Origin of the sequence: Pseudomonas batumici (assembly GCF_036585405.1) — a bacterium.
Taxonomy (GTDB): Bacteria; Pseudomonadota; Gammaproteobacteria; order Pseudomonadales; family Pseudomonadaceae; genus Aquipseudomonas; species Aquipseudomonas batumici.
This window is the reverse complement of record NZ_CP144470.1, coordinates 6657626-6675997: the sequence shown is the minus strand read 5'-3', so window position 1 is coordinate 6675997 and position 18372 is coordinate 6657626. Positions and strand designations below refer to the sequence as shown.

Annotated in this window: 27 protein-coding genes; 22 read left to right on the top strand and 5 right to left on the bottom strand. The window is 57.9% G+C overall.

From position 1 onward, the window contains the following. Positions 1-278 precede the first annotated feature (278 nt). Positions 279-695 carry a cupin domain-containing protein gene (locus NUH87_RS30760; protein ID WP_338524026.1) on the top strand — a complete coding sequence of 139 codons (417 nt, stop codon included), beginning with the start codon at positions 279-281 and terminating at the stop codon, positions 693-695. A 657-nt stretch (positions 696-1352) separates the two neighbouring features. On the opposite strand, the gene NUH87_RS30755 is transcribed toward NUH87_RS30760, so the two are convergent. After that, positions 1353-1850 (bottom strand): hypothetical protein, encoded by a 498-nt coding sequence (locus NUH87_RS30755; protein ID WP_338524025.1) that lies wholly within the window; start codon positions 1848-1850, stop codon positions 1353-1355. Positions 1851-1852: 2 nt separating this feature from the next. Further along, complete coding sequence (locus tag NUH87_RS30750; protein WP_338524024.1) at positions 1853-2293, bottom strand: hypothetical protein; 441 nt, start codon at positions 2291-2293, stop codon at positions 1853-1855. A 505-nt stretch (positions 2294-2798) separates the two neighbouring features. On the opposite strand from NUH87_RS30750, the gene NUH87_RS30745 reads away from it, so the two are divergent. Continuing rightward, entirely contained in the window at positions 2799-3182 is a 384-nt protein-coding gene (locus tag NUH87_RS30745) for a TIGR03757 family integrating conjugative element protein (protein ID WP_338524023.1), read from the top strand. A gap of 184 nt (positions 3183-3366) precedes the next feature. Here the strand turns inward: NUH87_RS30745 and NUH87_RS30740 are convergent, their stop codons facing one another. The 3 genes from NUH87_RS30740 to NUH87_RS30730 form a co-directional block, all read right to left on the bottom strand. After that, positions 3367-3660, bottom strand: coding sequence for a type II toxin-antitoxin system RelE/ParE family toxin (locus NUH87_RS30740; protein ID WP_338524022.1), 294 nt, complete (start codon positions 3658-3660; stop codon positions 3367-3369). Then, entirely contained in the window at positions 3648-3920 is a 273-nt protein-coding gene (locus NUH87_RS30735) for a CopG family ribbon-helix-helix protein (RefSeq protein WP_338527015.1), read from the bottom strand. The genes NUH87_RS30740 and NUH87_RS30735 overlap by 13 nt, the downstream gene beginning before the upstream one ends. A gap of 517 nt (positions 3921-4437) precedes the next feature. Further along, entirely contained in the window at positions 4438-4632 is a 195-nt protein-coding gene (locus tag NUH87_RS30730) for a hypothetical protein (RefSeq protein WP_338524021.1), read from the bottom strand. Between the two features lie 437 nt (positions 4633-5069). Between NUH87_RS30730 and NUH87_RS30725 the strand changes: the two genes are divergently transcribed. From NUH87_RS30725 to NUH87_RS30630, 20 genes are all read left to right on the top strand, one after another. Further along, the gene (locus NUH87_RS30725) at positions 5070-5801 is read left to right on the top strand and encodes a hypothetical protein (RefSeq protein WP_338524020.1); all 732 of its coding nucleotides are present in this window, start codon (positions 5070-5072) and stop codon (positions 5799-5801) included. Between the two features lie 111 nt (positions 5802-5912). Next, positions 5913-6134 (top strand): AlpA family transcriptional regulator, encoded by a 222-nt coding sequence (locus tag NUH87_RS30720; RefSeq protein WP_338524019.1) that lies wholly within the window; start codon positions 5913-5915, stop codon positions 6132-6134. A 12-nt stretch (positions 6135-6146) separates the two neighbouring features. After that, positions 6147-7004 (top strand): ParA family protein, encoded by an 858-nt coding sequence (locus NUH87_RS30715; protein WP_338524018.1) that lies wholly within the window; start codon positions 6147-6149, stop codon positions 7002-7004. Positions 7005-7026: 22 nt separating this feature from the next. Beyond that, positions 7027-8370 (top strand): ParB family protein, encoded by a 1344-nt coding sequence (locus NUH87_RS30710; protein ID WP_338524017.1) that lies wholly within the window; start codon positions 7027-7029, stop codon positions 8368-8370. After that, a complete protein-coding gene (locus tag NUH87_RS30705; RefSeq protein ID WP_338524016.1) occupies positions 8367-8927 on the top strand; it encodes a DUF2857 domain-containing protein in 561 nt (186 codons plus the stop codon). Before NUH87_RS30710 ends, NUH87_RS30705 begins: the two co-directional genes overlap by 4 nt. Before the next feature lie 3 nt (positions 8928-8930). Further along, the gene (locus NUH87_RS30700; RefSeq protein WP_338524015.1) at positions 8931-10064 is read left to right on the top strand and encodes an STY4528 family pathogenicity island replication protein; all 1134 of its coding nucleotides are present in this window, start codon (positions 8931-8933) and stop codon (positions 10062-10064) included. Positions 10065-10222: 158 nt separating this feature from the next. Beyond that, positions 10223-10984: a PFL_4669 family integrating conjugative element protein gene (locus NUH87_RS30695; RefSeq protein ID WP_338524014.1), complete on the top strand. Its 762-nt coding sequence runs from the start codon at positions 10223-10225 to the stop codon at positions 10982-10984. Then, the gene (locus NUH87_RS30690) at positions 10981-11448 is read left to right on the top strand and encodes a DUF3158 family protein (RefSeq protein ID WP_338524013.1); all 468 of its coding nucleotides are present in this window, start codon (positions 10981-10983) and stop codon (positions 11446-11448) included. Before NUH87_RS30695 ends, NUH87_RS30690 begins: the two co-directional genes overlap by 4 nt. Continuing rightward, positions 11445-11846 carry a single-stranded DNA-binding protein gene (locus NUH87_RS30685; protein WP_338524012.1) on the top strand — a complete coding sequence of 134 codons (402 nt, stop codon included), beginning with the start codon at positions 11445-11447 and terminating at the stop codon, positions 11844-11846. Before NUH87_RS30690 ends, NUH87_RS30685 begins: the two co-directional genes overlap by 4 nt. A gap of 372 nt (positions 11847-12218) precedes the next feature. Continuing rightward, complete coding sequence (locus tag NUH87_RS30680) at positions 12219-12497, top strand: type II toxin-antitoxin system RelE/ParE family toxin (RefSeq protein WP_338527013.1); 279 nt, start codon at positions 12219-12221, stop codon at positions 12495-12497. Positions 12498-12508: 11 nt separating this feature from the next. After that, positions 12509-12793, top strand: a complete 285-nt coding sequence (locus NUH87_RS30675; RefSeq protein ID WP_338524011.1) for a HigA family addiction module antitoxin — start codon at positions 12509-12511, stop codon at positions 12791-12793. A gap of 123 nt (positions 12794-12916) precedes the next feature. After that, the gene (locus NUH87_RS30670) at positions 12917-13198 is read left to right on the top strand and encodes a type II toxin-antitoxin system ParD family antitoxin (protein ID WP_338524010.1); all 282 of its coding nucleotides are present in this window, start codon (positions 12917-12919) and stop codon (positions 13196-13198) included. Then, positions 13195-13515 (top strand): type II toxin-antitoxin system RelE/ParE family toxin, encoded by a 321-nt coding sequence (locus tag NUH87_RS30665; protein WP_338524009.1) that lies wholly within the window; start codon positions 13195-13197, stop codon positions 13513-13515. Before NUH87_RS30670 ends, NUH87_RS30665 begins: the two co-directional genes overlap by 4 nt. A 212-nt stretch (positions 13516-13727) precedes the next feature. Then, positions 13728-14384, top strand: coding sequence for a hypothetical protein (locus NUH87_RS30660; protein WP_338524008.1), 657 nt, complete (start codon positions 13728-13730; stop codon positions 14382-14384). A 282-nt stretch (positions 14385-14666) separates the two neighbouring features. Continuing rightward, complete coding sequence (locus tag NUH87_RS30655; protein ID WP_338524007.1) at positions 14667-15059, top strand: hypothetical protein; 393 nt, start codon at positions 14667-14669, stop codon at positions 15057-15059. A 74-nt stretch (positions 15060-15133) separates the two neighbouring features. Next, positions 15134-15856: an ABC transporter substrate-binding protein gene (locus NUH87_RS30650; protein ID WP_338524006.1), complete on the top strand. Its 723-nt coding sequence runs from the start codon at positions 15134-15136 to the stop codon at positions 15854-15856. Positions 15857-16203: 347 nt separating this feature from the next. Then, the gene (locus NUH87_RS30645) at positions 16204-16707 is read left to right on the top strand and encodes an STY4534 family ICE replication protein (protein WP_338524005.1); all 504 of its coding nucleotides are present in this window, start codon (positions 16204-16206) and stop codon (positions 16705-16707) included. Between the two features lie 83 nt (positions 16708-16790). Beyond that, positions 16791-17084: a hypothetical protein gene (locus NUH87_RS30640; RefSeq protein WP_338524004.1), complete on the top strand. Its 294-nt coding sequence runs from the start codon at positions 16791-16793 to the stop codon at positions 17082-17084. A 260-nt stretch (positions 17085-17344) separates the two neighbouring features. Next, on the top strand, positions 17345-17743 hold the full coding sequence (locus NUH87_RS30635; RefSeq protein ID WP_338524003.1) for a PilL N-terminal domain-containing protein: 399 nt from the start codon (positions 17345-17347) through the stop codon (positions 17741-17743). Continuing rightward, a complete protein-coding gene (locus NUH87_RS30630) occupies positions 17740-18369 on the top strand; it encodes a hypothetical protein (protein ID WP_338524002.1) in 630 nt (209 codons plus the stop codon). The genes NUH87_RS30635 and NUH87_RS30630 overlap by 4 nt, the downstream gene beginning before the upstream one ends. Positions 18370-18372: the final 3 nt, after the last annotated feature.

Sequence of the window (18372 nt, the reverse complement as noted above, 5' to 3'; positions counted from 1 at the left end):
AGCTGATCTGCCCAAGCGGTCGTGCGAATCCGATTCAGACAAGTCCTACAGTCTTGCGCTGCCTATCTATGCATATATTGTTCTACTACGTTGACAACGACGTGTAACGATTTGCATTGCGTCGCTACCCACCAGAATAAATGGCGACCGAGCCATGCGCCCCCGAGCCGCACCCTCTGCCTCGTTATTTGCTCCCCGCGGAGGGACCCCGCTCAACAAAGGAACCTGAATTTATGTCTTACCCTCCACCTATCCGAGCACGCTTTACGGCGATCCTGATGGCTGTACTCCCTTTGCTGGCAGGCACCCTGCACATCCCGACGGCCGTAGCGGCCGAGCCTCAAGTCGAGGTGACGCAGTTGCTGAAAACAACACACTCCTGGGACGGCGTTCAATATCCCGCGTATCCAGATGGCCAGCCCGAGGTATCGGTGTTGCGCTACAAGATCCCGGCACATAGCGCACTGCCGTGGCATAGCCATCCGGTAATCAATGTCGGTTATGTACTTTCCGGCCAGCTAACGCTCATTAGAAAGAGTGACGGAAAGACAAAGGTAATCGGTCCGGGAGACGTGTTACCGGAGATGGTCAATGCATCGCATCGCGGCCAAAGTGGCGATGGGGCGGTTGAGCTGATTGTGTTCTATGCTGGAACCCCAGGGACTCCATTGACGGTCAAGTCCGAATCGGACTAATCGCAACCTGTAAAGCATCAAAAGGTAGGTACACCCGACTGAAGTGCTCCGGTGTACGCTACTGGACTTGCCCCTATAAATCTATGGTCCCCCCATTTTTGCAATGCTGACTAACGGGTGAAGCGGTTGGCGTGCTTAAATCTATCTGACTCCTGTATGAGTTATGCCCCGTGCCATGATGAGAGTCGCGCCTGGCAATCCTGAAAACCGGAGCGACCTCTAAATCCGTTTCATGACGGAAAGCAAAATACGGAGCATCACAAATCCGTGAGTTGTCGTACATAGCAAGATTGAAGGCTGCTCGCCTTCAGAAGCTAATCGGCTAATCTGAGCCCTTCAGATCTGCAGGCGAATGTTGCTCCCTAATCTCACGCCGACATTTTACCGAAAGGGTCAGATGTTGTACCCAGCTTTTGCAATAGTCTTCTATTTGAGTTTAGGACATGTCCTAACTACTTCCCTCACAACATCGCTCAATAATCGTTGCGCCTCGTAGAGTTGGATGTAGATGGCTCAACATGTTGGCCCCCGGCCTTGCCTTCCCCATCGGCAAGGCCGGTTTTTTTATTTTTGAGGGTGTTCCATACCCTCTCCCTCATAAAATCCAACCATAGCGTCTGAGCTTTTATTTTACAATTTTTTATGGCACCACAACTATTACCCCAACCTTCTTGTCTTGAGCTTTTTTTCAACGATCACTTTTTTCTGATGATTATGAATATTCCCTTCCGCTAAGCGCACAGGGATGACTGGAACCTGTTGAATCTTTCCTTGAGAAACCACTTTAAACTGACAGGAGCCTTGGCCCATGCCATCATTTCTCACTGCATATTGAACCGATTCCCCATAAACAGCGGCAGCGGCAGCGGCAGCGGCAGCGGCAGCGGCAGCGGCAGCGGCAGCGGCAGCGGCAGCGGCAGCGGCAGCGGCAGCGGCAGCGGCAGCGGCAGCGGCAGCGGCAGCGGCAGCTTTAAAAGGCATCCCGCATGCCACTAGAAAATCAATCTTAGATTGAGTGTTTTTGATTTCCCCATCTCGTTCTTCTGGCTTGACACTCACATGATCAAGGCAGATATTGATACTGAAGGGGCACACTGGAATGAGATCATTATAAAATACAGGGCCATAATGGTCGAGTGAATTATGTTCCGCCATCGTTACGCTGTATTTTTTACCCTAATCTTTAAAAACACGCTTAATTTAAAAAACCAGAAATTATCACGATCCTGCTCCCACCAATCAGGCAGTCTCGATCGATCAAAATCGTTCAAATTAACCGTGCCAAAATCGATAGGAGATACATTTCGTTTTGGCCACAACAACACTTCCGGCTCACCATCCCCCACCTTCTTAAAATTGCTTGTTGTCAGATTGTAGTTGATCGCATCATAATAGGGGTCACTGTTATTTAACACCCAAGCCAGCGTCGCAACGGTTCCGGCCAGAACAACGACTTTCCCGTACTTATCAATCGATAGATCTCGTACTAATTCACGTACTACGCCTGACAAAGAGGTAAGATAAAATTCTGTTAGCGACCAGATTTCAGGCTCGTCTTTTACTTCATCCCAGGGTACATTCCAAAAAAACTCAGGCAATGTGAAAAACCAATACTCACCTTTTATTTCTTGCCTATTTCTATTTTCAGCGGCATCGATGATTCTTGCTTTTACATATTGAGATCTATGCCCTACCTCGCGCCTCGCGCAGTCAGTAATGGACTGATTAGACTCGCGCGGAAGTGAAAGTCCAGAAAGTACTGATTACTGTAAGGACACAATATCCAATAGCATAAATCACCCCTTTAAATTTAAAATAGCACAAACCCCAAGTCAAACCATACCCCTAGCCGTTTCTGTCAAAAAGCCCCCGGCTCTCGATCACCAAAATTTTTGAATCACTGATTACCTCGACCTGCTCACCTGAAGTACCGAGAGCACAGAATTACTCGTTTCACTCTTCCTTGTTAGTACAATTTATTTTTAGAATACGCCCCTCTTGTTTTTTCCAGCACGCAACTGCTCAGCCGTATTGCTGAACGGCCAGTACCGCAGTCGGCTACAAAAAGCACACAGGTTTTGTTGGAGGAATAATCGCAGAGCGGTGACGGAGGATGTTCGCCTGATTCACCTGGATCACCTTGATCACCTTGATCACCTTGATCAGTTGGAGACAGAGCTTTCCAGTTTGCTGCCGGACGCCCCCGCCCAGGCACAGACTCTCTTTCAGGAAAACCTGACGACCGAAGCGGCTGCCGAAATCAGCCAAGCCCACCAAGACGTGGTGGAAGCCTGGAGCCTCGGCGTCACCAAAATGCCAGCCGTTGTCGTTGACCAGCGTTACGTCGTCTACGGCGATCCGAACCTTGAGCGAGCGCTCGCGAAGATTGAACAGTTCAGGAGGTTCCCAGCCATGAGCCGTCGTACGCCGCGTCGACGTGTGAATCGTGGGTGCCGATACTGCTGGCCCTTCCCTACTCGACCCTGAGCCTCACACTGGGCACTGCCACCATCGTCCCTTCGGTGTCGTCTCCGAGCTGCCTGGAGTACTAGGGCACAAAGCCAGACTGGATAACGACGAGGTCTGAGGGGTCAGCCAAAGCAATGGGCCGGCAACCAGGACAGCGGGATTGAAGCTGGCAAGTACCTCTCAGTTCAAGGCAACTGGCCTGTCAGTAGCCAGCCTCTCGCTGATGCCGGAACGCCAGTACATACACGACTTCTTCCGCGGGAACAAAACGGTAAAGCGCGACATAGCCAGCTTCACCAAAGGCAATGACCAGCTCTCGCAACTCAGGTAATTCAGAAAAAGGTCGACCGATGTGCGGATCGACTTCCAGGCGCGCTAGCTGCTGCTCAATAGTCTGAGCAGCCCTGCGCGCCACCTGCGGGTCCTTCTCCAACAGGAAACGACGGCAACGCTCTAGCCCTTCACCAGCACCCGCGGTGACAATCAGTCGTGGCACTTGGGAAGCTCCGACTCTTCCTCGGTGCCCCAGGTTTTAAGCCAGTCACGGGTTTCGGTCGCGGTCAAATGCTGGCCCGTTTCCTGGTAGGCTTTCCATGAAGCGAGCGCCTCTTGCTTGAAGCTTTCCCTGGCCTCTTCACGTTCCACATACTGAGAGAGGGCTTCACGCATGATCCAGTGAGCCGAACGTTGCCGGGCACCCGCCAACTGCTGGATACGGTGTTTCAAGTCCTCATCGATTTTGATCGATGTCGCCATACTGGCCTCTCCGATATTCATAGGTATTACCTTTGAATAAGGTAGCAAGCACATTGAGACCTGTCTATTCGGAGGAATGCCTTGGAATGGGTGTCCGGACGGTATCTGACGGATGGTCAGGGCGTCGAGAAAGCCTGAATTTTCTCCACGCTGACCAAAGCCAGTGTCTTCAAGACACCTGCAGCAGTACCAGGCACGGCTGCTTGATGACCATGAAGATATTTATGCGGCCATCAGACGTCGCGATGCTGATGCCGCGCTGGGGGGCGACGCGCCTGAGGCCCCATGTGCGATCTGCTCGGGTACACGCTCGCCTTTCAGCGACTCGGTACACCATCACCCCGCCCCATCGGGTTTTCCTCAGTACCACCTGCCGCTAACGACCCGAGGTAATGAGCACGGCCACACCGGGAGCGAAAACATCATGATCATTGCTGAGCAGCGATAAGGTTGGGTCGGCCCGTTGATCGTTCTGGACGCTCCATGGAGGAAGATCAAGGTATCGGCTTCCGGAGTGTCAGTCTTCCAGACTCTCGGCCATCAACGCCACCAGCTCCATTGGGCTTCGACTGTTGATGACGTTGTAGATCAGGTCGCGCTTGCCGCGCGGCAGCTTCTTCACACAGCTCTTTGCCGAGGCGCGCACAGCGTCGTCCGTGCCATGGATACGGGCGGCCAGCAGCAAAATGAGTACAGCGTCAGTGAGGTTCATCAGAAACGGGCTCGTGCAATCTGGGCAGCAGTGTATCGGCGCTGCCTGGGGTTTCTCCACTACGCTTTCGACCCTTTGTCGGAAGTGGTGCTTCGACGGCTAGGCTGGGATCAGGAACATCAGTGGAGGGCAGGAAATCACCTGAAACCACCGCATCTCAAGCTCCAAAATTGTAAGTATTCATGTCGATTCAAAAGGGTTCAGACGCCACAAATGCACCTACAAACGCCTTGTTTAGAGCTTTCCGCACCACCGTACCTTTTCAGAGTCTGAAGGCGAATACGGCAGGAAGTGTTCCCTATTTCACCGACCACACCCGACCAATTCGTCGGATCATAGCCCCTGCGACTGTCAAAACTCGTTCGTCGCATGCGCCCAGAACAGCCGCCCCAAGAGGACTTCATTTCATGACCTGAGACATCGGCAAGGTAACCGTTATGCGTACTTCATCTACGTTATCCATCAAGGTCCATTATCGTCCCATCGAAGCAGCCATCCGCTTGAGCAACTTGCATCGTTTTGAAGAGCAAATTCTGCAACACCTGGACGGCCGACCACGACCCACGCCGGACGACTTCCCACGCTGGCCCGGCTTACTGCTCAAAACCGATCGAATTTTCGATGCACTGCTCAACGGCGATCTGCCCTATGGCAAAGCCGGCATTACTTGCGCCGACCCTGCCCTCCTCGACGATCCCGACCTCACGATCCGTCATGTCGATCTCAAGGCATGGATGGAAAAGTTCTACACAGAAGATCGGCCCAGATTTCTGTTCAGTCCACCAGAACGCTGCGGGCTAAGCCGGTCGGCAGTCCAGAGCTTGATCAATGAGCACAACAACCTGACGTTACTCCTGAACGAATGCACCTCACGCGGCATGGCCCTGAAAGAGCACAACGTAACGCTCAAGTTGCAGATCATCGACCTGAAGGAAAAACTGCAGCCCGATAACTTGAGCGACCGCAGCAGGTCCACCTTGCTGAACATTATCGGTGGTTTGTTGACCGCCCTGCGCGGCAGCTCACCCGCAGGCAAGCCCTTCACTGCATATGAAAGCGACAGCGCCATCATGGACCTGATCATCGCTCACCATCGTGGGCAAATCGGTATCTCCGAGCGTTCGATGCAGAAACATTTCGCCGCCGCCCGCCGAAGTCTAGCCAACTAGCCACTCGCCCAAACCGCAACTGCGGCCCTGCCCCCCGCAGTTGCGTAGCGACATGAGGTCAGCTGCCATTGAATACCGATCACGCCTTCCAAGCCTTCAGGAGTGATCCTAATGACTGCTCTTCGTACGTCTCCCACCACCGAGCCCCTCGAACACCGCGTCCTGCGTCGTGATGAGGTCGAGCACAAGACCGGACTCAAGCGCGCGCACATCTACGCGTTGATGCGCGCAGGTCAGTTCCCCAAGACCATTCCTCTGGGCAAGCGCGCCGTCGGCTGGGACTCACGGGAGATCGAACAATGGATCGCCGACCGCTGTGCCGAGCGAGATTGACGGGAGCTGATCATGCAGGTTGTCTCACTGATCTCGACCAAGGGTGGTGTTGGCAAGACCACCACCGCCGCCAACCTCGGCGGCTTTGTCGCGGATGCCGGCTTTCGGGTATTGCTGCTGGACCTGGACGTACAACCCACCCTGTCCAGCTACTTCGCACTGAAGCAGCAGGCGCCGGCCGGCACCTACGAGCTGCTGGCGATGAACGAGCAAGACCTGGACCGCCTGATTTCCCAGACCAGCGTGAATCGACTGGACCTGATCCTCTCCAACGATCCCTTGGGACAACTGGGAACTTTGTTGTTGCACGCACCGGATGGCCGTTTGCGCCTGCGCAATCTGCTGCCGACACTCCAGGCGCACTATGACCTGCTGCTGATCGACACCCAGGGCGCCCGTAGCGTATTGCTGGAGATGGCCATGTTGGCCTCGGATCTGGTGTTGTCGCCTGTCACCCCGGAGATCCTCGCCGCCCGCGAGTTGCGTCGGGGGACCTTGCAGCTACTGGATGATCTTGCGCCCTATCGCCATCTGGGGATTCAGCCGCCGCCCATACACCTGTTGATCAATCGGGTTCACCCCATCTCGATCGACGCTCTGCTCATCCATCAGGCCCTGCGCCAGGCGTTTGGCCAGGGCTATGGCGTGCAGGTGCTGCAGACCACCATCCCGGCGATCGACGCCTACCCGCGTGCCGCCACACGACGACTGCCAGTGCATCAGGTCGAGCCGCGTAAACCCTCCCGCCGCCTGGCGCCTGCAGCCCTGGAGACGATGCGAGCACTTGCCAGCGAGTTGTTTCCTGCCTGGCAAGAGTCCTTCGCCACTGTCAGCGGCCGAGCGATGGGAGGACACCGCCATGTCGAGTGAAGCCCAGAGGGTGAAGCCGACAATGGCTGAGCCCGTCGCCGACACCCTGAGCAGCATGACCGCGCAGTTGCTGAGTCCACCCTTCGCCCGTGACACGCCAGTGGCCCAGGTCCTCAGCGATCCCCTGGTGGACACACCCATGCAGGTGCTCCTGGAGCAGATCCAGCCGTACCACCTCAATCCGCGACGCTCACCCAATCCTCAGTACGGCGCCATCAAGGCCTCGATTCGCCAACGCGGACTCGACCAGCCGCCGAACATCACCCGCCGGCCTGGCGAAGAACACTTCATCATCCGCAACGGTGGCAACACGCGCCTGGCGATTCTCAACGAACTGTGGCTCGAGACCGGTGAAGAGCGCTTCCACAACCTGCTGTGCCTGTTCCGCCCGTGGACGGCGCGAGGCGAAATTCTCGCGCTTACCGGTCACTTGGCCGAGAACGAATTGCGCGGCAACCTGACCTATATCGAACGCAGTCAAGCGGTGGATCAGGCACGTCTGTTGTACGAGCAAGAATGCGGGCATTCGCTGAATCAAAGCGAGTTGGCCACACGTCTGACTGAGGACGGTTATCCGGTAACCCAGCCGTCCATCAGCCGCATGCGGGCCACACTGGAGCATCTGCTCCCCGCCATTCCCGGACAGCTGCACGCGGGCCTCGGACGCCCTCAAGTCGAGAAGCTACTCAGTCTGCACAAAGCCGCCCTGCACGCCTGGGAGCGACATGCACCCGACGCTGAGTTCGCCCCCGTTTTCCAGCAGAGCCTGACCCGCTTCGATAGCGACGTGGTGCCTTTTTCCATTGAGCGGGTACGTGATGAGTTGATCGGAGATTTGGCGCAACAACTGGCGCTGGACTACGATGAACTGGCGCTGGAAATGGGTGGGTCCGATCTGCATCGCAGCCTGTTGGGCCAGTTGCTGGAACCGGAAGTACCGCTGCCACGGCCAGAGCCAGGCCCCCGCCCCGCTTCATCGGTATCCGTCATCGGCACGCCGTCTCCAAAGCCTCCCGGCACCGAACAACTGCGCAGCCGAATCGCCGAACTGGCCCGAACCATCACCGCAGAGACAGCGCCAGACATTGAGGTGCTGGTGCAGTCCTCGGGGTGTGGCTTCGCTTGCCACTGTGCTGATCAAGAGCGTTTGCCGCCCTTTGGGCAAGCGCTGCTGGGGTTGCTCCAGGCGCTGACAGGGACTGCGCCTGCGAACACACAACTGGCGGTGGATCTAGGCTTCCTGTTCTGCGGCGGCAGCACGGCGCCCTTCGAACGCCTGAGCGATGAAACGCTAAATCAGCTGTTTCGGCTGATCAAACTGATACGCCTACTGCCGCTCAGAAACTCATCGGACGTTAGCCCATGAACGGCCCACAGGCGCTGAACCAGGCGGTCATTGCCCAGGCGCTGCAGGATCTGCGCAACGGGCAACTGCGACGCTGCCTGGCCTTGGGATTTACCGAGCAACAGCTGGCGGCGCTCAAGCGTCCCGAGTTGCTCAGTGTGTTGATCAACGCCCAGGTCAGTTGGTGCACGGTCAAGGTCAACAGCGCAGTGGTGCAACGGATTCTGACCCAGGCCAATGCGGTCACCGAAGAAGTGGTCGCCATCGACCGGCTGCTGCGCGCGGGCGCCAGCACCGAGATGATGAGCCGCTACCATGGACTGACCCATCAGGAGGTTGCCATGCGTCGCGACGTGCTCGGTCTACCCAAGCGCAGGGGTCGCCATCCGACCCTGGACGAAGCCCAGGATGTCGAACTGTGGCACCGCTGGAAGCCACTGCGCGATCAGCGAGCCGTCGAGGTCAGCGATGAGGCGGCAATGTTGCAGCTGGCCCTGGAGGTGGCCGAAGACATGACACTGCCGCTCTCGGTGGTATGGGCGGCGATCCAGAGCTGGGTTGATCAAGATCTGGTGTGAATCATGGGTCAGCCTCCTGCATCTCCCGCACGCCCCTCGGTCAAACCGCTGCCCGGCGACGGCTTTGTCTACAGCGGCAATCCCCATGACTGCGTACCCCGCGCCCTGCTGCTGGATCGTCGTCTGACGCCCCTGGAGCGCAACACCTGGCAGGTCATCCGTCTGCTGCTCCAGGGCGATGGCATCACCACCCTCCCCACCTACGAACATCTGCGCCCCTACCTGGCCACCAGCCCCTGCGCGGTACAAGCTTCCTGCGAGACCGTCGCTCGTGCGCTGACCTTGTTGCGTCTGAGTCGCTGGCTCAGTCTCGTACGCCGGCGACGGCCCGGGGATGCCGGCCAATGGCAGGGCAACATGTATGTTCTGCACGATGACCCCTTGTCGCCCAGCGAAGCCTTGCACCTGGATGCCGACTACCTGGAGTTGGTGAGTCAATCACTGGTTCACGCCAGCAAAGCGCTGCAGCGAGTCGCCTATCAGGCTTTGCAGGAGCTGGCGGAGGATCCGCTTCTGGTCACGCAGCCGCGACCTGAGCGTCTGCAGCGACTGGCCCACTGGTTGGATGATGCCAGTGCTTTCACGTCACCCGAGATGCCCCTAATTTCGGAATCCGAAGTAGGTCCTGCTTCGGATTCCGAAGGCACACCTACTTCGGAATCCGAAATCCCCTCACCTGCTTCGGATTCCGAAGCAGGACGCAAAGCCAATGAATCCGCCAGACTTCGGAATCCGAAGCAGGTGTCCAGTACTGTACTAAGTATCAGTAAAAGCTTTTGTATACCGCACGCAAGCGACAGCAATCCGCTGCGCCCGCCATCCCGCTTCGCCAGCCTGCGGCCGGAGGAACAAAGTGCGGTATTGGCCACCTTGCAGCGGGTCGATCCAACACTGCGCCAAGCCGTGCTGGACGAGTGGGCTATTCGCTGCGAGAGCGGTGGCATCCAGCGCCCGGCGGCGTACCTGTTCGGCATTGTGCAGAAGGCCCTGCGTGGTGATTTTCATCGTTGGGTCGCGCCAGCCCAACTCGCGGCGAGGCCGGTCATGCCGCCTCCCGTACAAGACGAGGCACAACGTGCCGTGGATCGACAGCATCTGGCGGAGTTGCGCCAACTGCTCGGTATTCGCTCGCCCTGAACGGTCCGTCGGAAAATTATGCCACTGGCATAAATCCATAGCGGTCTGTCCCGCCACCACCGCTGCAAACTGGGCAGGCAGACAAGCCCATTCACGGCAGACAGTGATGATCAGCGGCACCACCCTAAGTGCTCGATTTGCCCACGAGCCCTTTGCCCATGGCCCCGTCCAACCACACCCCACTCGGCACCCTGCGCAGTCAGATGCAACTGACCCTGCACACGCACCATGCCATTCGCCTTTGGCATGGGCGCCCACAGGCAGGCGATCTGCACGGCATCCTGGGACTGAACGGTTTTGTCGCCCTGGCCAACCGCATCCACCGCGATGCGGCAACCGATGATCCTTACGCCGATGCCTGGCTACTGCGCATTGAAGCAAAACTCGATGCCACCCGAACCGTCCTGTTGGCCCTGCGTGAAGAGCTGAGGGACGCACTGACCCAAGCCCCGTCCGCCCTGAATCTGGGCGACAACCTCAACATCGCCCCTGTGCAACTGCCGATCACCGTCAATGCACCTTTGGGATTTCTGGCGCTCTACCTGCTGGCCGACTACGACGAACTGGCACGCCTCGCCATCCTGGCCCAGCACACCGCGCTGATTGACGGCCTGACCCTGGAGCTCTGGCTGGAGGAAGGCGCACACCAGTTGCGCAGCCTGTTCAGCCTGGTTCAGCCCTATCGCTCCAGTGGGGTCTGTCGCAACGACTTCGCTACCGGCAATGCCAAGGCTGCTTATGCGCGCGAACAGTTCGGTGACCTGCCGCAGTCCGTGCTCGATGGCAGTCAGCGCGCCCGACATGCGCCAGCGATACGGAGGTCAGGGTCAGGCAAGAACACCGGTGCTGCGCCAGTGCCAAGCGTGGGCGGCGATGACGGCATTCTGGACCAGTCCCCGATCGAGGAGCACCGGTCATGAATCCGTTGAAGGTCGCGGAACAGGTGGCCTCCCTAAAAGGCCTTTTCAAGGGTAAGGGGGAACTGCTGATCCTGGCCAATGCCTGTGTCGCGCAGCGTGATGCATTGATCCAGCAGACCCTGCCCTCAATGCTGGCCCGTGCCCACATCTCACCGCTGCACCTGTTGCCAGTGCAGCTGAGTCGTCAGGCCACCCAGGCGGGCACCACGTTTTTGCGCTGGCGCCGAGTCGATCGCACGGCCATGGGTGTGGCGCAGTGGCAGGCCCTACTGCTGGTCCCGACCACGCCCTTGGCCGTAGTGCCAACGCTGTACCAGCTCGAACGCCAGCGCATCTTACTCAATGCCCAGATCAGCCTGACCCACGCCCTGGCGCAACTGGCGCGCAGCACGGCCGACAAGCTGGCCCATGCCGAACGTATCTACCACCAGCGACGGGAGTGCGTCGCAAGGGAGGTCCCATGAGCACCTACTTTGTCGGTGAAGGCAATATCGGCTCCGCCCCCGACTACCGAGAGTTTCCTCGGGATAACGCCGAACCACGACGCTTGCTAAGGCTGAATGTCTATTTCGACAACCCGGTACCGACCAGGGACGGCTATGAGGATCGAGGCGGTTACTGGGCGCCGGTAGAGTTGTGGCACCAGGATGCCGAGCAATGGCAAGCGGTGTATCAGAAAGGCATGCGCGTGCTGGTCGATGGCCGCACTGTCCGCGAGGAATGGGAGGATCGCGAGGACAACCCACGCGTGACCTTCAAGATCGAGGCGCGACGTATCGGCATCCTGCCGTATCGCTTGGCGAAGGTGACCTTGCAAGCCCCCGTCGAATCATCGGGCCGTGACGCAGCGGACGAAGCCTAGTTAGCCAACACGTCTGCGTTATGGCGCATCGGCACTTGCCCACTGCACATGTCTCGGCGAACCAGCACCGCCTCACATCAAGCGGTTCAACGCTCCTTCCCCTCCAATCGGGTTGCCCTTCCCTGCGTATTACCACAGGCACCGCGGCACGCGCTCCTACAGGCTTGCCTACGTGATCGCCGTATCGATCGGCAACCGCCCAGGCAGCCCAGGTCTTCAAGGCTGCGCCGCGCTCTCGCGCTGACCGTTCCCTGTCTCTCAACGCTGCGTACCGTCCCAACGTACGACGGCGCCCATTCACAGGAGCCCCGTGATGCAGTCCCGTCCACGCCCATTGAATAGTGTAAGGCCATGCCTTACACTCCAGTTACCATGATCCGGCGCTTCCGGCACAAGGGCCTGAAGGTGTTGCACCAACGCGGCGATACATCCGGCGTTCGCGCCGATCACGTTGCCCGTCTGTGCCGCCTGCTGGCATCCCTTGATGTCGCGCAAACGCCGCAAGACATGGACCGCCCTGGCAACCGATTGCATCCACTCAAAGGCCCCTACGTGGGCTACTGGTCGGTCAGCGTGTCGGGTAACTGGCGTGTCGTGTTCCGCTTCGACGGCACCGATGCCGACCAGGTCGATTACCTTGATTATCACTAAGGAGGTTCCTGATGCCGATGCACAATCCTCCCCACCCCGGCGAGGCGCTACGTGAAGACGTGTTACCCGCCGTCGGCCTGAGTGTCGCTGCTCTGGCCCGGCACCTGGGGTATTCCCGTGGTCAGCTGTCGACAGTGCTGCATGGCCATGCGGCGATTTCCGCTGACCTGGCTTACCGGCTGGAACTGGCCGGTTTGGGCAGTGCTCGCCAGTACTTGGCCGAACAGGCGGCCTACGATCTCTGGCAGACCCAGCAACGCGAGCATCCGTTGATTGCTCGGTTGCAGTTGGCTTGATCCCTCCCGCCCCCTCGGCGTAAGCCAGGGGGGCGCACCTTCCATCACGCTGGTCAGTTGCCTATTGCAACGCGCCAATGAGCGAGTAGGATTTAATCCTACCTTTCACCGGCGGAGTCCAACATGCGCTCAACCCAACAAATGAGCATCACCCTGCCCCTCGAAATGGCGGCAGCAGTGAAAGCCAAGGTGACCACCGGTGAATACGCCACCGAGAGCGAAGTGATTCGCGATGGGCTGCGCGCCCTGTTGGCACGTGACCGAGCCATAGAAGAATGGCTGCGTGATCAGGTGATCCCGGCAGCCGTGGCGCTCAAAGCCGACCCGGGCCGGGCACTGTCCACCGACCAGGTCCGTGAACACCTGGCCGCCAAACGTCAACGCAAAGGCGCCGATAAGCCGTGAGTTACAACGTTGTCTTCGCACCTGAAGCGTTGACGCAACTCGACGCCCTTGAAGACTACATCACCAACGCCGACTCACCTGTCATCGCCGCACGCTATGTCGACGCGATCATCAACTACTGCGAAAGCCTGTCTACCTTCCCGCTCCGCGGCAACCGCCGTGACGACTTGATGCCTGGCTTGCGTATCACCCACTACCGACATAGCACCATCATTGCCTTTACGGCGGACACTCACACCACAACGGTATCGATCCTGGGTGTGTTTTATGGCGGGCAGGATTACGACGCTCATTGGCAGGAGGAAGACGGCGAGTAACTCACACGCAGACCTCCACTAATTTGACATACTGCGGGCAAGTGCCAAGAGTTGAACTGGCGCCCTCGCAGCAAAGCTGCTGATGGACGACTAGATAGCATTTTGCTAGCCTCACTTCGATCGACGAATGCCCCATGAGGAAACGATTAGTGTCAGGACGAGAAGATAGTGTAGCAAGGACTTTTCACCGTCAGCTTTTCAAGGCTTGCAACATGACGGGTGCGCTTGACTTGAGCATTCCGCTGTGTGGCGCGGATAGGCACTTTAACGCTGATGAGATGTTTGCCGCTAACGATCAATTCCTGCTTATAGAGTTCAAATCAAACCGCCACAACCTAGGGAAAGAGAACTCTAAAGAATCTGCTTGCCTACTCTGCGAAAATCTAATTCACATACAAGAGGCAAGGTTACTCCACAGACAGTGTCATTTCGCGATGTGGGGAAAAAAACATAGGGGTGGAGGGCTGGAAACCCTCGGTGGAATTTACCAAGATTTGGTTTGCCATCCAGATGTACTACCTTCGTGTGAAGCAGTTTTTGCTACAACTAATTTAGTTGATGAGACAGCTCTTGTGTTCAAGGGTGAAGCTCTTGCGCGCTCAGTAGCTCAGGGAAAGGCTGGATTACATGCTGATGAATTTGCTCTATACCTTCAATGGCTACTCAGCTTGCGAGGTGGGGAAACTCGCAGGCAGAACTTCCCGATCGTCCTATTTGGAATCTCCATGTTAGGCCCCGTAGATAGTTACGCCTTCGACTCATTTCACGAGCTTGCAGGATGGGCTAACTTAGGTTTAGTCCCGGAGCCAAATCCTGAAGACGAGCCTGATGAAGAAAACACAATAAGGCACGACGAGCCACGTTTCTAACATAGGCAGTGTTGTATAAATACAATTTAGATTTTGAGGGTGAGTCCACCCGAAAAAAACTGATCACATCCAACATCGGATTGGCGCTACCCACACCGATCACACATACCCACTCTACCGTCCAGCGCTGCCAACTCGTTTGGCACCCGCCCAGGTAGCCAAGATCTTCAAGGCTACAACTCGGTGTTTACCGCGTTGATCCAACGGCCTGCAACAAGCCCGCAGGCGCATTTATCCCATCAAGCGGCCCTTCCCATCGGCCCCTGACAGGAGTCCCTCAATATGCCCCAGGAGACCATCGACCCCATACTCGCGGAACTGATCCGCGCCCATCATCAAAGCACTCAAACGCCCCATCTGTTCTTCCGCGCCTGGAAACAGGCCGTCCAGCTTGCCGGAATCACCTATTTCGGCGACGGCAGTCGTTCAGGCTTCCAAGATGCCCAGAGCAAATGGGACCTGTGCCCCAACATGCCACTGATCCAGCGAGCCATCGGCGTCATGAGCCATGGCGAAAAGGTATTTCTGGCCTCACTGGTCAGCTTTTACAATGCCGATGACGGGGGACGCCTGCTTCAAGCAGCCGGTGTCCACGGCCTGGCTGATCTTGGTGTGCTGGACATGAAACGACGCGCGCTAATCGCCCATCTGATCCTCAACTACAGCGGCTGGTAACACAGCACGCGACAGCCCCGACGGGACACCTCCCGTCGGGCGGTGTCCCTCTCCCTTCAGCAGGAGATCGACACATGCCTACTCATCCTTTCAATCCGTTTGCACGCGGCTTCAGTGATCTGCGCATTCAGCGATTGCTGGCCATTCTCTACGACGTCGATGCGCCGCTGTGTCATCGACCGCCGCACCCATCCCAGCAGGACATGGACGACGACCAGTTCTCCCGTCGCCAATGCCTGTTCAACGACGAACATGCACTGGTCCTGACAGCGCCGACTACCCTCGAGGAGCACGACGCCCAGTATTCCCACATCGGAGTGGTGGTGCAGGTTATCTACGCTCTATTCGCCCACTATCGACAACCGCCCGTTCTGCTAGGCGACCTCTACTCCCAGACTGTTGCCCAACTACGGATCAAACAGCTGGCGTTCGAGACCGGACACTACAGCCGTTGCTGGGAGATCAGCAGTGTTCATCTGTGCGACGCGGCCTATAACTGGTTGGTAGCGCAGACTGCCCACCACACTCCGACAGGGCTGCTGTTCGAGGTGTTCACGCTCCCCGTCAGCCAGACCCTGGGCTGCAAGCTGATCGACACACCCTGGACGGATGCCAACCTGGGTGACGTCAGCGACTGCACCGCCGAGGAACTGCGGCAAGAACAGCTAGACGCCGGCATGCCGGAATCGCTAGTCAACGTGCTTCATCTGGCCGCACAGGCGGATGTGCGGATACTGATCTTCGATCCGGACGCGGCTCCTCTGGAGGGGCTCGTCATCTACACGAGCGACAACTGATCAGATCACACGAAGCCCCTCCTCTGGGGCTTCGATCCGATCCACCCACGAAACAACGCGGAGCCGTGGCACGGCGCATTGAAACGTGCACTCACGTCATTGACGACCGATGCTGCCTGCATGTTCCGCCGACCCGTTCGGCAACATGCCCAGGTGGTCACGATCTTCAAGACCACGGTGCCTTGCGCTGATCACTCCCGTTCGCACCGCATCCTCGCGCGAACCCCGTCAGCACGACGGGCGATGCCATCAATCCCCGCCAGTCATGCACTGGCCCCCCACCCCGTGGAGTCTGTCCCTGCGGGGCGTCTCCACGTTCATTTGCCATCCGAACTCAGGAGACTGTCATGTCCCAATCATCTGCGGTCGCCGACGCGACCTACTTCGATCTGCATACCAGCGGCCTTGGTTATCTCAATCGCATCCGCGAGGTGAAACCCAACCGCGGCAAGCCTTTTCTGGCCTGCACTATCGCCGCCCTCTGCGGACCAACAGAGTCCCCGGACTATCGCTACTTCGATGTCAAAGTCAGTGGCAGCGAAGCCCAACGTCTGGTCAGGCACCACGCCGAAACGGTCCGTGAAGGCCACAAGGTGCTGATCGGCTTTCGGCTCGGTGATCTGTGGGTCGATCTGTTCCCCTATCAACGCGGCGAGAAGGCCGGCCAAACCGGTGTCAGCCTCAAGGCACGCTTGCTGTTTATCAGCTGGATCAAGATCGACGGCGAACAGGTGTATCAGGCTAGGCCCAGCGCCAACGACGAGCACATTGTTGAGCCCCAATCGTCCAAAACCTCCGACACCTCGGAGGCCTCCATCCCCGAATCGCCCGCTGCGGCCAAGTCGTTCTAAACCGCACGTCCATTCATCCCCTCGCAATGCCCATGGTTTGTCACTCGCAAGCCATGGCCTTGCCGCGCACTCAGGAAACCATCATGGAAACCCATTGCGCTTTCACACCACGCTTTACCCCCGGCGTCGTTATTGCCAGCCGAGGCGTCCAAATGCTGATCGAGGATGGAAAACTCGACCCGTCGTCCTACCTACTTCGCCATCTTGAAGGCGATTGGGGTGATGTCGATCCAGAGGACTGGCAAACCAATCAGTCCGCCCTCGAGCATGGCGAACGCCTGCTGTCGGTTTATCACCACACGTCCGAGTTGACGTTGTGGATCATCACCGAGTGGGATCGGTCAGTGACAACAATGTTGCTACCCGAGGAGTACTGAGCGAACAGACGACGGCCTTCCTAGGAAGGCCATTTGTCTTTGCGGTAAACCTGAGGGTGACTACGCCATTACAGGGGAACTGCTCAAGCCGCTTTGCCTGCTGACGATACCCGGCACGATTCGTCAAATAGCGCTCTCCACCAGAGGGCCATCCGATGCGTACCCGGGATGTTTTCCAGTGCCGTAACACACTGTGCTTGAGCCTATGCCTGCTGGCCGGCTGTGCGTCGACGTCACCGCTCCCCTCTTCTTCTGCTGACATGACTACTGCCTCGGTCAGTGCCACTCCGGTTTCTGTGCTCAGGCAAGGTCGCTACACCCTGATTGAACTGCGCCCAGAACTCGCCCAACTGGATCTGCAGCATCAGATCATCGACTTGCGTATCCCCGCTACACCGGACACCAGTGTCGGCGATGCAATGCGCTACGTGTTGCGGCGCTCAGGCTACCAGCTGTGCGACGGCGATCCCGTACTGGCGGCTTTGTGGTCTTTGCCCTTGCCCGCCGCGCATGTGCGGCTTGGACCTCTGCCGTTGAACAAGACCTTACAACTGTTGGCCGGCAACGCTTGGCGTTTATCGATCAATGAGCGCGAACGACAGGTCTGCTTTATCGCCGATACCTCCGTATGGGAACCATCGTCGGGAGCCCAGCCATGAACCCAACATCTCGCCCACGCCTGACGCATCTGGTGGTCGTCGCTTGGCTGACGCTGCTGACGGTGGCCTTGATCGCATTGGCGATTTCCGCCGCCCATATGGACGCACAACACCAACAGAACGCGCCCAATGCCCAGATCGCCGAGCTGCGGGATCACGTGACCGTTCTGGAAACGTTCAAGGCGGAATTTGAAGCCGCACCAGCTAAGGCGAGCAAGACCGATCTTCAGCAAGTCAGCGATCGCTGGCAACAGCTGTGGGACGCCCTGAGCCAGCGGCAGCAGGATGCCGCTAGCGCGGCCAGCGTGGAGACCCTGCAAGTTCGCTTGGACCTCCTGGAGCAACAGCTCCAAGCCCCCAAACCAGATACAGCTCAGCCCCATAGTTCCTCTGCCAAACCCCGCACTATCCCCGTCGCGCCCTCCTTCCAAGTGCTTGGTATCGAATCACGCGGCGGCGAGCGCTTCCTGGCGATCCAACCGAATGGCACAGCCGAGTTGGTACAGGTCCACTTGCTGCGCATTGGCGAAGCAGAAGGACGCTGGCAGTTGCAAGCACTGGAAGGTGAAAGCGCGCTGTTCGTAGTGGATCGGCAAGTACGGCGCCTGACGCTGCCGAAGGAATGAGCC

What these genes read in the sequence shown, in the direction of transcription:
- NUH87_RS30760 (WP_338524026.1), top strand. Translation starts at nt 279, where the DNA reads ATGGCTGTACTCCCTTTGCTGGCAGGCACCCTGCACATCCCGACGGCC.
- NUH87_RS30755 (WP_338524025.1), bottom strand. Translation starts at nt 1,850, where the DNA reads ATGGCGGAACATAATTCACTCGACCATTATGGCCCTGTATTTTATAAT.
- NUH87_RS30735 (WP_338527015.1), bottom strand. Translation starts at nt 3,920, where the DNA reads ATGGCGACATCGATCAAAATCGATGAGGACTTGAAACACCGTATCCAG.
- NUH87_RS30730 (WP_338524021.1), bottom strand. Translation starts at nt 4,632, where the DNA reads ATGAACCTCACTGACGCTGTACTCATTTTGCTGCTGGCCGCCCGTATC.
- NUH87_RS30725 (WP_338524020.1), top strand. Translation starts at nt 5,070, where the DNA reads ATGCGTACTTCATCTACGTTATCCATCAAGGTCCATTATCGTCCCATC.
- NUH87_RS30720 (WP_338524019.1), top strand. Translation starts at nt 5,913, where the DNA reads ATGACTGCTCTTCGTACGTCTCCCACCACCGAGCCCCTCGAACACCGC.
- NUH87_RS30715 (WP_338524018.1), top strand. Translation starts at nt 6,147, where the DNA reads ATGCAGGTTGTCTCACTGATCTCGACCAAGGGTGGTGTTGGCAAGACC.
- NUH87_RS30710 (WP_338524017.1), top strand. Translation starts at nt 7,027, where the DNA reads ATGGCTGAGCCCGTCGCCGACACCCTGAGCAGCATGACCGCGCAGTTG.
- NUH87_RS30705 (WP_338524016.1), top strand. Translation starts at nt 8,367, where the DNA reads ATGAACGGCCCACAGGCGCTGAACCAGGCGGTCATTGCCCAGGCGCTG.
- NUH87_RS30700 (WP_338524015.1), top strand. Translation starts at nt 8,931, where the DNA reads ATGGGTCAGCCTCCTGCATCTCCCGCACGCCCCTCGGTCAAACCGCTG.
- NUH87_RS30695 (WP_338524014.1), top strand. Translation starts at nt 10,223, where the DNA reads ATGGCCCCGTCCAACCACACCCCACTCGGCACCCTGCGCAGTCAGATG.
- NUH87_RS30690 (WP_338524013.1), top strand. Translation starts at nt 10,981, where the DNA reads ATGAATCCGTTGAAGGTCGCGGAACAGGTGGCCTCCCTAAAAGGCCTT.
- NUH87_RS30685 (WP_338524012.1), top strand. Translation starts at nt 11,445, where the DNA reads ATGAGCACCTACTTTGTCGGTGAAGGCAATATCGGCTCCGCCCCCGAC.
- NUH87_RS30680 (WP_338527013.1), top strand. Translation starts at nt 12,219, where the DNA reads ATGATCCGGCGCTTCCGGCACAAGGGCCTGAAGGTGTTGCACCAACGC.
- NUH87_RS30675 (WP_338524011.1), top strand. Translation starts at nt 12,509, where the DNA reads ATGCCGATGCACAATCCTCCCCACCCCGGCGAGGCGCTACGTGAAGAC.
- NUH87_RS30670 (WP_338524010.1), top strand. Translation starts at nt 12,917, where the DNA reads ATGCGCTCAACCCAACAAATGAGCATCACCCTGCCCCTCGAAATGGCG.
- NUH87_RS30660 (WP_338524008.1), top strand. Translation starts at nt 13,728, where the DNA reads ATGACGGGTGCGCTTGACTTGAGCATTCCGCTGTGTGGCGCGGATAGG.
- NUH87_RS30655 (WP_338524007.1), top strand. Translation starts at nt 14,667, where the DNA reads ATGCCCCAGGAGACCATCGACCCCATACTCGCGGAACTGATCCGCGCC.
- NUH87_RS30650 (WP_338524006.1), top strand. Translation starts at nt 15,134, where the DNA reads ATGCCTACTCATCCTTTCAATCCGTTTGCACGCGGCTTCAGTGATCTG.
- NUH87_RS30645 (WP_338524005.1), top strand. Translation starts at nt 16,204, where the DNA reads ATGTCCCAATCATCTGCGGTCGCCGACGCGACCTACTTCGATCTGCAT.
- NUH87_RS30640 (WP_338524004.1), top strand. Translation starts at nt 16,791, where the DNA reads ATGGAAACCCATTGCGCTTTCACACCACGCTTTACCCCCGGCGTCGTT.
- NUH87_RS30635 (WP_338524003.1), top strand. Translation starts at nt 17,345, where the DNA reads ATGACTACTGCCTCGGTCAGTGCCACTCCGGTTTCTGTGCTCAGGCAA.
- NUH87_RS30630 (WP_338524002.1), top strand. Translation starts at nt 17,740, where the DNA reads ATGAACCCAACATCTCGCCCACGCCTGACGCATCTGGTGGTCGTCGCT.